Below are 13,830 nucleotides of genomic sequence, written 5' to 3'. Positions count from 1 at the left end.
CCAGAATAAAGTTGATAAGGAGAAACACAGTTAGCGAGGTGGCATAACTTGGATAATGATAAGTGGTATATGCGTACGGCGGAGGACACCCTGCGTTTTTGGGATACCAGTCAGGATGAGGGACTTTCAACAAACGAAGTGAAAACCAGGTTAAATAAATTCGGCTTTAATGAAATGACCGAAAAAGCGAAAACACCATGGTGGAAACAATTATTTGCGCAATTTCAGGATTTTATGGTGCTGATTTTATTAGGGGCAACGCTGATTTCAGCCTTTTTGGGTGAATATGTTGATGCCATAACCATATTGGCCATTGTCATCATCAATGCAATTTTAGGCTTTGTTCAGGAATTCCGGGCCGAAAAATCGATGCAGGCGCTAAAGAAATTAGCAGCTCCTACCGTGCGGGTGATCCGCAACGGCATGTTGCAGCAAATCGCGGCGAAAGAGCTGGTGCCGGGCGACATTATGGTTTTGGAAGCCGGCGATAAGCTGTCGGCGGACGGACGGCTGGTGGCGGCTCAGGGCATCGAAGTTGAAGAAGCGGCGTTAACCGGCGAGTCCTTGCCGGTCCGTAAAACACCGGATAAAATCTATCTTGAAAATAGTCCGCTGGGCGACAGGAAGAATATGGTTTACGCCGGCACCGTCGTTACCAGGGGACGGGGACGGGCAGTAGCCTGTGCCACCGGCATGGCGACAGAAGTCGGCTTTATCGCCGGTATGATCCAGGAGTCGGCGGACGAAGCAACTCCGTTGGAAAAAAGGCTGGAGCATCTGGGGCGCTGGCTGGTGTGGGGCTGTCTGGCTATATGCCTGGTTGTCGTTATAACCGGTGTGGTCAGAGGCGAACCGCTGTTTTTAATGTGTATGGCCGGAATTAGTCTGGCTGTGGCGGCAATTCCTGAAGGGCTGCCGGCGATTGTTACGGTTGCGCTGGCTTTGGGCGTTCAGCGGATGATTAAGCGCAATGCCATTGTGCGAAAACTGCCGGCAGTGGAAACACTGGGCTGCACCACTGTAATATGTTCGGATAAGACCGGTACTTTGACGCAAAATGCAATGACGGTAAAATGTATATTTACCGGGATGAATACTTACGAACTAACCGGCAGCGGTTATGATATCAAAGGAGAATTCAGGTTAAACCAGCAGGTTGTAGCGCCTGCCGCCGATAAACAGCTGGTCAATTGTCTGGAAATAGCCGCACTTTGCAATAATAGTGTGCTAAAACGAAATTCGGTTAGCATTTCCGGGCTATGGCGCAAGAGTAATGACAGCGCCTGGAGCATTGAAGGCGATCCCACGGAAGGAGCCTTAATTGTGGCGGCGGCCAAAGCCGATGTCTGGAGAGAAAACCTGGAAAAAAACAAATTAAGAATTGGCGAAATACCGTTTGAATCGGACCGTCGCCGGATGTCGGTCATTTACCGGCAGGGCAGCGAATATTGGCTATATACCAAAGGCGCTCCTGATACGATTGCCGGATTGTGCAAATATTATCATAATGGCCGGACGGAAACGCCAATCAGTCGCGAAATATTGGCAAAACTGGCGCAGGCCAATGATGAGATGACGTCCCGGTCCTTGCGGGTGCTGGCCGTGGCCGGCCGGCGAATTTCCAAAGCCGAAGCTGACCATCCCAGCGAGAACAGCGAAGCCAACCTGGCGTTCCTGGGACTGATCGGGATGATGGACCCGCCGCGGGCAGAGGCAAAGCAAGCAATTGCCGTATGTAAACAGGCTGGTATAAAAACCGTGATGATCACCGGTGACCACCGGAATACCGCAACTGCCATCGCCCGGGAACTCAAGCTGTACGATGAGAATAAAAACAAGGCCCTGACCGGGCAGGAACTGGATAATCTTAGCGATGAAGAACTGGCCAAAGTGGTCGATCAGGTAACCGTTTATGCCAGGGTTTCGCCTGCCCACAAGCTTAGAATAGTGAAAGCGCTGAAAAAGCAGGGGCATATTGTCGCAATGACCGGCGATGGCGTAAATGACGCACCGGCGGTCAAAGAAGCGGATATCGGCATTGCCATGGGCTGCGCCGGAACAGATGTGACCAAAGAGGCTTCGGCGATGATTCTGGCCGACGATAATTTTGCCACCATTGTGGCGGCTGTTGAAGAAGGCCGGGGCATTTACGATAATATTCGCAAATTTATCAGGTATCTGCTGGCCTGCAACACCGGGGAAGTTTTAACCATGTTTGTTGCAGCGCTGGCCGGCTTGCCCATGCCGCTGCTGCCGGTCCAGATACTTTGGGTAAATCTGGTGACGGACGGGTTGCCGGCGATGGCCCTGGGCGTTGACAACAATGATCCCCATATTATGTACCGGCCGCCGCGCCATCCCGGTGAAAGCGTTTTTTCGCGCGGCCTTAGCCGGAAAATTATCGGCAGAGGCCTGCAAATTGGTTTTAGTACGATTTTCGTATTTTCCCTGGTGTATTACTTGAAAGAAGATTTGGCTCTGGCGCGGACAATGGCTTTTTCAACATTGGTTTTTTCACAGATGTTTCATGTGTTTGACTGCCGGTCTGAGCTTTACAGCGTATTTGAGGCCGGCCTGTTTAAAAATAAATTTTTGGTTTTCGCGGTGCTTTGTTCAAGCCTGATGCATATTGCGGTTATTTATAACCCGTTTTTAAGCAATGTGTTTGCAACCGTTCCCTTAAGCTTAACTGATTGGCTGCTGGTGCTGGGCGTTTCGGGCTGGACATTTATTGTCAATGGGTTTAAGTATGTTTTTTTACGGCGATACGTTGCGCGAGCCCTGCTAAACAGGTAATATAGAGGTAAGATGATTTCTTGGAGGAATAGTGATGCAGTTTAAATTTACTAAATGGCACGGCTTGGGGAATGATTTTGTCATTGTCAACGGGTTCTCGGAAACAATTGACGATTTTCAGGCTGCGGCGATTGAAGTGTGTGACCGTCACCTGGGGATTGGCGCGGATGGGCTGGTGCTGGTACTGCCGTCAGCAACGGCTGATTTTAAAATGCGTATTTTTAACTCGGACGGCAGTGAAGCGGAAATGTGCGGCAATGTTACCCGCTGTGTGGCCAGATATGTATACGAAACCGGTTTGACGGCCAATACCAGAATAACGATTGAAACGGAAGCAGGCCTCATCATTCCGGAACTGGTCCTTGAGCAGGGGGAACTTAAGACCGTCAAAGTCGACATGGGTGAGCCGCGGCTCCAGCGAAAAGACATCCCTTTGCTTGGGGCTGCGGAGGATCAAGCCGTTAATATTCCTTTGACGGTTGAGAATGAACGCTTTCTTGTTACTTGTGTTTCCATGGGCAATCCGCATTGCGTCATCTTTGTTGATGATGTTGATCTGGTGGACCTGGCCGCTATTGGACCTAAAATAGAGACGCATGAGCTGTTTCCCCGTAAAACAAATGTTGAGTTTGTCCAGATCAGAGATCAAGCCAGGCTGCGGATGCGGGTATGGGAGCGCGGCGCGGGAATTACTCTGGCCTGTGGCACCGGCGCCTGCGCAACCCTGGCTGCCGCGGTGTTAAACAGCAAAGCGGGGCGTCAGGCGGTGATAGAACTGGATGGCGGTGAGCTGTTCGTTGAATGGAGCAGCAAGGATAATCACATTTATATGTCAGGTCCGGCGACAGAAGTATTCCGCGGGGAGTTTCTAAAAAAACCGGCTCGTTGTTGAGCCGGTTTTTTGATTAAAGGAATTTTTATAATTTTTGTGTAATAATAGTTCTGTAGGAATTTTTAGGGGGTGCCTTTAGTGCGAATTCTGTGCTGGACGTTAAGTCTACTCCTGCTGTGCAGTGGCCCGGTTTATGCCATTGCGCCAATCAGCAGTGAAATCATCAAACAAGCTCAGGATTATGGCGTTGGTCATGCTACGGACTCGTTAGCAGAGTTCCTTCAGCCGTGGATTTCTTATGAAGAAAAAGCGGACAGATTAGATGAAACAACCGAGCGGGCGTATCTTTATACTACTTTTTTGCTGCTGGCGACAGATGCCCGGGAAAAGAAAGCCGGCGGCAAACCGGTTTTGCATTCAGACAGTGAGAGGATCATCACCGATTACAGCGGGACACTAAGCTTTAGCGTGACACTGTTTGGTAAAAACCCTGCGTTCATTAAGGGCGCTACGGCAGTGCTTAAACAGAATAAAAAAACAATTAAGGCCTATCAGGTTACCGCTCCGCAGGAAGCCGAAAAATGCACCTGGCTGGCGAGTAAGCTGTATATGGCCCAGAGCTATTTTTACTTTTCGGAAGAGGATATTGATTTAACAAAGCCGGTCATTCTTTCAGTCACCGCCAATGATAAACAGGAACGTAAGTTTTATTTTGACCTGGCTAAAGTAAAATAACCGGTAATATTTTGCCGCATGAAGGCGGACAGACGGCGTGCAAGGCGCGGAGCAGGTTACACCGGGACAAAGCCCTATTATTATTTTATTTGATCCTTTTTCGCACAACAGGATTTTATTGATAAAAGGAGAAGTATTAAAAAATATGATTAATTACAAAATTAACCGTTAATAATAACATACGCAAGGAAGGGGCTTTTCCTGGTGCTAAAAAGCATGACCGGCTTTGGCCGTGGTGAATTTTTAGATAGTGATCACCGGATCATTGTCGAAATTAAAGCTGTAAATCACCGCTATAACGATATCGTTATTCGCATGCCTAAGAATATGGGCTCACTGGAAGATAAAATCAGGCGCCGGGTGGCGAATACATTGTTGCGTGGCCGTATTGATATTTTCATAACTATGGAGGAATACAGCCAAAAGAAACGAATGGTAAGGGTTGACAAAGAATTGGCAATAGCGTACCATAATGCTCTGAGAGATTTGGCCGCATTGTTTTCCGTTCCGCTAAGTGATAATATTCATCAGTTGGCCAAGTATCCTGATGTGGTCAGAGTCGAAGATGCCGCTGAGGATACCGCGCAATTGTGGCCCAAACTGGAGGCCGCGATTGAAATTGCCGTTGACCATTTAATGACCATGCGCTTGGCTGAAGGGGCCAGCATCTTTCAGGATTTGAGCGCCCGGCTGGATAAGCTGACCGGTTGTATTCAGCAGATTGAAGAGCGGGCGCCTCAGGTTTTAGTTGAATACCGCGAAAAACTGCTGGCCCGGCTGCAGGACTTACTGGCGGCGGTCAACGCTGAACCGGATGAGAGCAGACTGTTTCAAGAGGCTGCTTTGTTTGCCGACCGGAGCAATTTTACGGAAGAACTGGTGCGGTTAAGCAGCCATTTAGATCAGTTTCGTTCGGCTTTAGCCGCTGATGAAGCCGTTGGGCGCAAACTGGATTTTATCATCCAGGAAATTAACCGGGAGACGAATACCATTGCCTCTAAAGCCAATGATTTTACTGTAGCCAATATTGTAGTGGAAATTAAAAGTGAAATTGAGAAGGTCAGAGAGCAAATCCAAAACATAGAGTAATATAGAGAATTTTATTAAACTCAGGAATCGCCGGCTACACAAAAAATAGGAGTGATTTTTATGGATATTAAGCTTATTAATATTGGTTTTGGCAATATCGTTTCCGCTAACCGTATTATTTCCATTGTCAGCCCTGAATCGGCGCCAATTAAACGGATTATTCAGGAGGCGCGCGACCGGGGAATGCTGATTGACGCGACTTATGGGCGGCGGACCAGAGCCGTGATCATTGCCGACAGCGATCATGTGATATTATCGGCCGTACAGCCGGAAACTGTCGCTCACCGCCTGGCAAGCAAAGAAAACAATGATGAGGCCGCCGAATGATGAATTTAGCGAAGTGAAAGGAGTAGTGATGATGGCGCAGCAAGGAATACTTATTGTTCTGTCCGGACCGTCCGGTACCGGGAAGGGAACAATCTGCCAGGAGCTGCTGCGTAGCTATCCCAACTTGCATTATTCCATATCAGCAACCACCCGTTCACCGCGCTTTGGTGAGGCCAATGGCGTTAACTATTGGTTTACATCTAAAGAAGAGTTTCGAACCATGATAAGTGAAGATCAGTTATTGGAGTGGGCCGAGGTTTATGGCAACTATTATGGAACACCACGCCGTTATGTCGACCAGATTTTGGCAGACGGCGAAGATGTAGTTTTGGAGATTGATACGCAAGGAGCTATAAAAATTAAAGAAAAGTTTCCGCAGGGCGTTTTTATTTATATCGTGCCGCCATCCCTGGGGGAATTGGCTAAACGGATCTATAAGCGGGCTACCGATACACCCGAAAACATTGAACGGCGTTTAGGCTGCGCTACAGCCGAAATGAATCAGGTCTATAGCTATAACTATGTGGTAGTCAATGATGAAGTGCCTGCGGCGGTAGCGAAAATAAAAGCGATTATTGAAGCCGAAAAGTGTAGTGTGGCGCGGAGCAGCGAGTTGATCAGTAAAATTTGCAATTCAGTCTGTAACGGTTAAGGGGGACAGCTATGATACATCCATCATTGGACGTACTTGTAGATAAAGTTGACAGTAAATATACTTTAGTGGTTTTGGCCGCCAAGCGGGCCCGTGAACTAATGAATGGTGAAGCGGCGACGGTGGACAGCCGTTCCAACAAACGGGTTACGGTTGCCCTGGAAGAAGTTGCCCAGGGAAAAATTGCTTATGAAAGAACGAAGGCCGGAATTAAATAGGAGGCTTGGCATGTTAAAGGGTAAGACGATTGTCATCGGCGTTTCCGGCGGTATTGCTGTTTACAAAGCGGTGGAAGTAGTAAGCCGCCTGAGAAAGCTTGGCGCGTCCCTGTATGTAGTGATGACCAGGGCGGCGACCAATTTCGTAACGCCGGTTACTTTTCGTGAAATGAGTGGAAATCCGGTGATCGTTGACATGTGGGCCGAACCGAAAAAATGGAATGTTGAGCATATTGCGTTAGCCGCCAAAGCCGATCTGTTTTTAGTGGCCCCGGCTACGGCCAATATGATCGGAAAAGTAGCCAATGGCATTGCCGATGATATGCTGACAACAACGTTAATGGCGACGAAAGCACCGGTTGTGTTTGCCCCGGCAATGAACAGCAATATGTATCTGAATCCCATTGTCCAGAAAAATATCGGTGAACTGACGGCGCTGGGATATCAGTTTATTGCTCCGGCCACCGGTATGCTGGCCTGTGGGGTGGAAGGACCGGGCAGATTGCCGGAACCGGGCGTTATTGCCGAAAAAGCGATTGCCGTGTTGACTGCATCGCCGGAGTTTGCCGGCAAAAAAATACTGGTTACTGCCGGCGGAACAATCGAACCAATCGATCCGGTTCGATACATCGGTAACCGTTCCAGCGGCAAAATGGGTTATGCTTTGGCCAGAAATGCGGCTAAACGCGGTGGGGCGGTAACACTGATTTCAGGCCCAACCGGGCTGGCAGCGCCAGAGGCGGTTGAAGTGATCAGAGTGGAAACCGCCGCACAAATGCGGACAGCTGTACTAACCCGGTTCGCGGATGCCGACATCATCATTAAAGCTGCGGCTGTGGCTGATTACCGTCCGCGGGAAGTGGCGCCCCAGAAAATAAAAAAAGCCGGGGAAGTACTTAGCATTACATTAGAAAAAAATCCTGATATTCTTACTGAACTTGGACAAATAAAACGGCAGCGGCAGATACTGGTTGGCTTTGCGGCTGAAACGCAAAATTTAATTGATAATGCCCGTGAAAAAATTGTCAGAAAAAATTTGGATATGATTGTCGCGAATAATGTAACACTGCCTGGCGCCGGATTTAATACTGATACGAATATTGTCAAACTGTTATACAAAGATGGCAATATTGAGGATCTGCCCAAAATGTCCAAGGATGAGGTTGCGCGGATCATTCTTGATAAAATTCATCAATATTGCCAAACAGCGTATTGATTTTTAGGATTTTTTCAATTACAATTATATCTAGTGATAAAATTACATAGTAGAATACTCATCAAGAGTTGGTGGAGGGAATGGCCCGATGAAACCGCGGCAACCATTTGACGATGTCAAAAACGGTGCCAAATCCTGCAGCAGTAGCTGCAAGATGGGAGTACAGATCACTCTCCCTGGCGGGAGTTTTTTTCTTGTTATCAGAAGGAGCAATTCTGATATTCACCCGATGATGACTTAAGCTGCCGGAAACCGTTGATGCAAGCCGGCGGATTTAATGTAAAAGTGTATTGGAGGCAGAGCTGTGGAGAAAAAACGTGTATTGTTTACTTCAGAATCGGTAACGGAAGGTCATCCTGATAAAATTGCCGACCAGATTTCCGATAGTGTTCTTGATGCCATACTGGCCCAGGATCCGATGGGCCGGGTAGCTTGCGAGACTTTGGTTACAACCGGTCTGGTGCATGTAGTGGGTGAAATTACCACCAACTGCTATGTGGATATTCCCAAGATTGTCCGGGCAACCATCCGGGAAATCGGCTATACCAGAGCAAAATTTGGTTTCGATGCCGATACCTGCGGTGTAATGACGTCCATTGGCGAACAGTCGGCCGATATCGCCATGGGTGTGGATAAAGCGCTTGAGGCCAAACAAGGCGCAATGGATGAAATCGAAGCCATTGGCGCCGGTGACCAGGGAATGATGTTTGGTTATGCAACAAATGAAACTGCTGAATATATGCCGCTTACCATTGCCTTAGCCCATCGTTTGGCGCGGCGGTTAGCCGAGGTCCGCCGGAATGGCGACTTGCCGTATTTGCGTCCTGACGGCAAAACCCAGGTGACCGTGGAATATGAAGATGGAAAACCGGTACGGGTGGATACTGTTGTCATATCGACGCAGCATAGTCCGGAGGTCGCCTTGGCAACCATTCAAAAAGACTTGACCGAAAAAGTAATTAAAGCAATTGTGCCGACGGATTTTCTTGATGAAAACACCAAGTATTTTATTAATCCGACCGGACGGTTTGTTGTCGGCGGGCCGCAAGGCGACGCCGGTTTAACCGGCCGGAAAATTATTGTCGATACCTATGGCGGTATGGCCCGCCATGGCGGCGGGGCATTCTCCGGCAAGGATCCAACGAAAGTTGACCGTTCGGCTGCCTATGCCGCGCGTTATGTGGCTAAAAATGTGGTAGCTGCAGGTCTGGCCGACAAATGCGAAATTCAACTGGCTTATGCCATCGGCGTAGCCCGGCCGGTGTCTATTATGGTGGAAACCTTCGGCACCGCTAAAGTAGATGAAAAGTTTATCGGTAAACTGATTGAAGAGCATTTTGACCTGCGGCCTGCCGGTATTATCAAAGCTCTTGATTTGCGTAAGCCTATTTATCGTCAAATAGCGGCTTATGGTCATTTTGGCCGTACCGATTTGGATCTGCCTTGGGAACGTACCGATAAAGCAGCCGTTTTACGCCAGGCTGCAAATCTTTAAATTATTTTAATTGACTGTTTTGGCCATACTAACCTTAACAGAGGAGGTTGGCTGCTTATGGCTAAAGTGAGAACAGTGTACAGAGTCGGCGGTTTAAAGGGTGAACATTGCCGGGGCCGTATCGAACATACGTTAAGTGATCTTCCCGGCGTGACCGGGGTTGATGTAAATCTGGAAGCCAAACAGGTGGGAATTTCTTATCAGCCAGCGGTAATTTCCGCCGGCCTGATTGAGGAAACACTGCAATCCCTGGGTTACTCCATACAAGGCTAGCGTTTATAGGGGAAGGGCTGATGAATTTAACAGCTCCGTTGGCAGGTACTTAATTAAAATGAGCGAATATACCAGGAAGGGACTCGTTAAGAGCCCCTTCCTTTACTGCATATGTTTTTAACGCCGCAGGACTTGGCGCAAGCTAAGTCTTTTCTTATCCGGCAGGGAGTTCCCGCTCAGCTTAAACGCGGCTTTTACGGTTGCATAACAATCCGGCGTAAGCCGGGTTTGCTCATTTAGCGGGCGTCGATTTTGGTCATTGGCGGTGATTAAAGTGCAAAAAATTATTCTGGTAATGATTAATCTACCGGTAAAAACCATCAATAAAGCGTTTTCTTATCTACTGCCGCCTGAGTTGCAATTTATCCGGGCAGGCTGGCGGGTGCTTGTACCCTTTGGCAGTCGTAAAGTCGAAGGCTTTGTCGTCAGTACGGACTCAGGCAATGGCGATGGTCTGAAATATATTATTGAAGCTCTGGATGATTTGCCCTGGTTTGATGAAAACATGCTGCAAACGGCAAAGTGGATCAGCGACTACTACTTATGCAGCCTGGCCGAGGCAATGCGTTTGTTTATTCCTGGAAAAACAGGGCTGAAAACTTCTTTGGCCTATCAGCTTTGCCCTGATTTAAGCTGTAACGAAATTGAAGCGGCTCTGGCCGGCAAGTCTGATCAGTATTTGGCGGCCTGTGAGTATCTGGCCGGGCATGGTTCGGCCAGTTTACCGCAAATCTATAAACAGCTGACCGGCGACTGCCTGAAAACCTTAAATTATCTGGTTAATAAAAAAATTGTGGTGAAAAAATATAGTACGGTAAAGCAGGATAAACCCAAGTATGAGACCTTTTTAAAACTGGCCATAACGCCGGCTGAGGCTGAACAGCTACTGCGGGTCAGCGGCCACAGGCCGGCCCGGCGACGGTTGCTGACAGCCTTGCTGTCAAAGGGAGTTTTGGCCAAAGCCGATTTGAAGCTGCTGAATATCAGTCAGGATACGGTAAAAAGATCACTGGCCGGGGGCTTAATCGTTGCTGAACAAAAGAGGCTGCTGCGCAACAGCTATGCGGGATTGGCGCACGAAGCCGGCGCGATTCGATTAAATCAGCAGCAGCAGCAGGTTTTGCAGCAGATCATGCCGGCTGTTGTCAACAGGCAATATCGTTCTTTTTTGCTTCACGGCATTACCGGCAGCGGAAAGACCCAGGTTTATCTGGAAGTGGTGGCGGCAGTGCGGAAAAAGCGCCGCCAGGCGATCGTTCTGGTGCCGGAAATTGCTTTAACCAGTCAAATCGTTGCCCGTTTTCAGACCAGGTTTAACGATGATGTTGTTGTTTTGCACAGCAAGTTGTCAATTGATGAGCGCAATGATGCTATCTGGCGCTTGCGGACCGGGCAGGCCGGCATTGTGATTGGTGCGCGTTCCGCTGTTTTTGCGCCGCTGGATGATCTGGGCGCAGTCATTATTGACGAAGAACACGAATTTACCTATAAACAAGAAGAAGCGCCCCGCTATCATGCCCGTGAGGTTGCCCTGAAAAGGGCCGAACTGGCTGAAGGCGTAGTGCTTATGGGCAGCGCCACGCCTTCAGTAGAGAGCTATTACCAGGCGGTCCGGCATACGCATACTCTGCTGGAACTGCCGGACAGGGCCGACGGGGCCAGCCTGCCTGAGGTTGAACTGGTAGATATGCGCGAAGAGCTTAGGTGCGGCCGGCGCAGCGTAATCTCTTTGGCTTTGCGGAATTTGATCAATGCCGCCATTGCGCGGGGCGAGCAGGTAATTATATTATTAAACCGCCGCGGGTACTCTACTTTTGTCATGTGCCGGGAGTGCGGCCATGTTATGAGCTGCAGCAATTGCGCCGTTTCCCTGGTGTACCATAAGTCCGGCCGGCTGCGTTGCCATTATTGTCAAACAAGTGTAACCCCGCCGGATGTTTGTCCGGTTTGCTCCAGCCGCTATATCCGTTATTTCGGCACTGGCACGCAGCGGCTGGAGGATGAACTGGCCAAAACCTTTCCCACAGCCAGAATGATTAGAATGGATCAGGATACTACCGGCGGCAAGCTGGGGCATGACCGCATTTTGCAGGCCTTTGCCCAGGGCAACTATGATATTTTACTTGGTACGCAAATGGTGGCCAAAGGGCATGATATAAAAAATGTCACCGCTGTGGGCATCATTACGGCCGATTCGATTTTAAACCTGCCTGACTTTAGAGCGGCGGAGAGGACCTTCGCTTTAATTACCCAGGCGGCAGGGCGGGCCGGACGCGGCGCTGTGAGCGGCAAGGTTGTGATTCAAACCTATAATCCCGAGCATTATGCCATCGAAACAGGCAGTAGGCATGCGTACGCCGACTTTTATGAGCAGGAGCTTAGCCTGCGTCAGTCGTTATTCTATCCGCCCTTCAGTAAAATAACCAAATTGACCGTTACCGCGCCGGAGGAAGGTGAAGTTCACCGCAGCGCAGCCGATATTGCCGCTGCGTTGACGTCTGCTTTGGCGAGCAGCGACAGTACGAAAATACTTGGACCGTTTGTAGCGCCGATTGCCAGGATTTCTAATTCTTTCCGGATGCATATTTTGATTAAGTCGGTGGAAAATGCGCCGGTGCGCTTGCAACTAAGCCTGCTGAAGCTGCATTTGCGGGCCGATGTCAGCATTGATGTCGATCCGGTAAATGTGATGTAGGCGAAGCTTACACAGCCGGGGAATAGATTTTTCTGTGGTTATATGATAGAATTTTTGCAGGATTGTTATATGAGTTAGAGGGAGGTTTTATCATGGCAATCTTAGATATAAAAAAAGCGGGCGATAAAGTATTAAAAGAAGCTTGCGTTCCTGTTGGCAAAATTGACCGCAGGATCAGGCAACTGCTTGATGATATGGCGCAAACAATGTATGATGCCGACGGCGTAGGCCTGGCGGCGCCGCAGGTTGGAATATCTTTACGGGTAATTATCATTGATGCCGGCGATGGACTGATTGAATTGATTAATCCGGTGCTGATAGAATCTGAAGGCGAGGAAAAAGGTACGGAAGGCTGCCTGAGCGTTCCGGGGATTTACGGTGAAGTCCAGCGGTTCAGTAAAGTTGTTGTTGAAGGCCTCAACCGTAATGGCAAACGCGTGCGAATTGCCGGTACAGGATTATTGGCAAGAGCGCTGCAGCATGAAATGGATCATCTGGATGGTGTATTGTTTATTGAAAAAGCTCAAACTATAAGCACGAGGTAATTGACGATGACAAAAATGCGGGTTGTGTTTATGGGAACTCCTGACTTTGCAGTTCCTTGTCTGGAGATGCTCATCCAGGAACAATACGAGGTTGCCGCAGTAGTAACGCAGCCGGACAGGCCTAAAGGCCGCGGACAGAAATTGGCGGCTACGCCGGTAAAACAGTTTGCCCTGCAGCATGAGCTGCCGGTGCTGCAACCGGCAAAAATCAAGACGGCCGAGTTTGCCGCCGAACTGGCGGCATTGCGGCCTGAGGTAATTGTTGTGGTGGCTTTTGGCCAGATTTTATCCAAACAGATTCTGGACATCCCCGCCCGGGGCTGCATTAATGTTCATGCTTCGTTATTGCCGCGGTATCGCGGGGCGGCGCCAATTCACTGGGCGGTGATTAACGGCGAAAGAGTCACCGGCGTAACAACAATGTTTATGGATACCGGTCTGGATACCGGCGACATGTTGTTAAAAGCCGAGGTGCTGATCGGTGATGAAACTGTCACCGGTGAACTTTATGATCAATTGAAACTAACCGGGGCGGCCGTTTTGAAAGATACGCTTGAACGAATTGTCAAACAAGAAATTGTCCGTACGCCGCAAAATAACGCGGAGGCAACCTATGCGCCATTGCTGGACAAGACAATCGAGCAGATTGACTGGACCAGGCCGGCGGTTGAAATTCACAATTTAATCCGTGGGCTTAATCCCCGGCCCGGCGCTTATTGCTGCTATCAGAACAAGGTGCTGAAATTATGGCGTTCCCGGGTTTATGACGCCGATCTGGCCACCAGCCGGCCCGGCCGCGTCGTAAAAGCCACCCCGGCAGGATTGCTGATTGAAACCGGCCGGGGCGTCATCGAAATACTCGAAGTCCAGCCGGCCGGTAAGCGGTGCATGCCGGCCCGTGACTGCGCCTGTGGTTATTGTATTGGCACCGGAGAAATTTTTGGGTAAGAAGGTGAA

The 13,830-nt window shown here is 49.2% G+C and carries 13 protein-coding genes and 1 riboswitch; all 13 genes read left to right on the top strand.

What is annotated here, in order from left to right; all coding sequences use genetic code 11:
* The first annotated feature begins 48 nt into the window (after window positions 1–48).
* The 13 genes from BLR06_RS02810 to fmt all read left to right on the top strand — a co-directional run bounded on the left by BLR06_RS02810 (window position 49) and on the right by fmt (window position 13,821).
* Entirely contained in the window at window positions 49–2,796 is a 2,748-nt protein-coding gene (locus tag BLR06_RS02810) for a calcium-translocating P-type ATPase, SERCA-type (protein ID WP_245697994.1), read from the top strand.
* A 34-nt stretch (window positions 2,797–2,830) separates the two neighbouring features.
* Window positions 2,831–3,688: a diaminopimelate epimerase gene (gene dapF, locus BLR06_RS02805; protein WP_092068061.1), complete on the top strand. Its 858-nt coding sequence runs from the start codon at window positions 2,831–2,833 to the stop codon at window positions 3,686–3,688.
* A gap of 78 nt (window positions 3,689–3,766) precedes the next feature.
* Window positions 3,767–4,363: a hypothetical protein gene (locus tag BLR06_RS02800; protein WP_092068059.1), complete on the top strand. Its 597-nt coding sequence runs from the start codon at window positions 3,767–3,769 to the stop codon at window positions 4,361–4,363.
* A 204-nt stretch (window positions 4,364–4,567) separates the two neighbouring features.
* Complete coding sequence (locus BLR06_RS02795) at window positions 4,568–5,452, top strand: YicC/YloC family endoribonuclease (protein ID WP_092068057.1); 885 nt, start codon at window positions 4,568–4,570, stop codon at window positions 5,450–5,452.
* A gap of 60 nt (window positions 5,453–5,512) precedes the next feature.
* The gene (gene remA / locus BLR06_RS02790; protein WP_092068055.1) at window positions 5,513–5,779 is read left to right on the top strand and encodes an extracellular matrix/biofilm regulator RemA; all 267 of its coding nucleotides are present in this window, start codon (window positions 5,513–5,515) and stop codon (window positions 5,777–5,779) included.
* A 31-nt stretch (window positions 5,780–5,810) separates the two neighbouring features.
* Window positions 5,811–6,431, top strand: coding sequence for a guanylate kinase (gene gmk / locus BLR06_RS02785; RefSeq protein WP_092068053.1), 621 nt, complete (start codon window positions 5,811–5,813; stop codon window positions 6,429–6,431).
* A gap of 11 nt (window positions 6,432–6,442) precedes the next feature.
* Window positions 6,443–6,649, top strand: coding sequence for a DNA-directed RNA polymerase subunit omega (gene rpoZ / locus BLR06_RS02780; RefSeq protein ID WP_092068051.1), 207 nt, complete (start codon window positions 6,443–6,445; stop codon window positions 6,647–6,649).
* Between the two features lie 10 nt (window positions 6,650–6,659).
* Window positions 6,660–7,865 carry a bifunctional phosphopantothenoylcysteine decarboxylase/phosphopantothenate--cysteine ligase CoaBC gene (gene coaBC / locus BLR06_RS02775; RefSeq protein WP_092068049.1) on the top strand — a complete coding sequence of 402 codons (1,206 nt, stop codon included), beginning with the start codon at window positions 6,660–6,662 and terminating at the stop codon, window positions 7,863–7,865.
* Between the two features lie 55 nt (window positions 7,866–7,920).
* Window positions 7,921–8,026, top strand: a riboswitch (SAM riboswitch).
* Window positions 8,027–8,169: 143 nt separating this feature from the next.
* Window positions 8,170–9,360 (top strand): methionine adenosyltransferase, encoded by a 1,191-nt coding sequence (gene metK / locus BLR06_RS02770; RefSeq protein ID WP_092068047.1) that lies wholly within the window; start codon window positions 8,170–8,172, stop codon window positions 9,358–9,360.
* 57 nt (window positions 9,361–9,417) lie between these two features.
* Window positions 9,418–9,633 (top strand): heavy-metal-associated domain-containing protein, encoded by a 216-nt coding sequence (locus BLR06_RS02765; protein WP_092068045.1) that lies wholly within the window; start codon window positions 9,418–9,420, stop codon window positions 9,631–9,633.
* Window positions 9,634–9,907: 274 nt separating this feature from the next.
* A complete protein-coding gene (gene priA / locus BLR06_RS02760; RefSeq protein WP_092068043.1) occupies window positions 9,908–12,328 on the top strand; it encodes a primosomal protein N' in 2,421 nt (806 codons plus the stop codon).
* A gap of 92 nt (window positions 12,329–12,420) precedes the next feature.
* Complete coding sequence (gene def, locus BLR06_RS02755) at window positions 12,421–12,873, top strand: peptide deformylase (protein ID WP_092068041.1); 453 nt, start codon at window positions 12,421–12,423, stop codon at window positions 12,871–12,873.
* Between the two features lie 6 nt (window positions 12,874–12,879).
* Window positions 12,880–13,821 carry a methionyl-tRNA formyltransferase gene (fmt, locus tag BLR06_RS02750; RefSeq protein WP_092068039.1) on the top strand — a complete coding sequence of 314 codons (942 nt, stop codon included), beginning with the start codon at window positions 12,880–12,882 and terminating at the stop codon, window positions 13,819–13,821.
* Window positions 13,822–13,830 lie beyond the last annotated feature (9 nt).

Source organism: Dendrosporobacter quercicolus, assembly GCF_900104455.1.
GTDB classification, from domain to species: Bacteria; Bacillota; Negativicutes; order DSM-1736; family Dendrosporobacteraceae; genus Dendrosporobacter; species Dendrosporobacter quercicolus.
This window is presented reverse-complemented; position numbering and strand designations above follow the sequence as displayed.

Bases quoted from the DNA above. Each gene is read 5' to 3' on its own strand.
- dapF (WP_092068061.1), top strand. From the start codon at position 2,831: ATGCAGTTTAAATTTACTAAATGGCACGGCTTGGGGAATGATTTTGTC.
- remA (WP_092068055.1), top strand. From the start codon at position 5,513: ATGGATATTAAGCTTATTAATATTGGTTTTGGCAATATCGTTTCCGCT.
- gmk (WP_092068053.1), top strand. From the start codon at position 5,811: ATGGCGCAGCAAGGAATACTTATTGTTCTGTCCGGACCGTCCGGTACC.
- rpoZ (WP_092068051.1), top strand. From the start codon at position 6,443: ATGATACATCCATCATTGGACGTACTTGTAGATAAAGTTGACAGTAAA.
- coaBC (WP_092068049.1), top strand. From the start codon at position 6,660: ATGTTAAAGGGTAAGACGATTGTCATCGGCGTTTCCGGCGGTATTGCT.
- BLR06_RS02765 (WP_092068045.1), top strand. From the start codon at position 9,418: ATGGCTAAAGTGAGAACAGTGTACAGAGTCGGCGGTTTAAAGGGTGAA.
- def (WP_092068041.1), top strand. From the start codon at position 12,421: ATGGCAATCTTAGATATAAAAAAAGCGGGCGATAAAGTATTAAAAGAA.
- fmt (WP_092068039.1), top strand. From the start codon at position 12,880: ATGACAAAAATGCGGGTTGTGTTTATGGGAACTCCTGACTTTGCAGTT.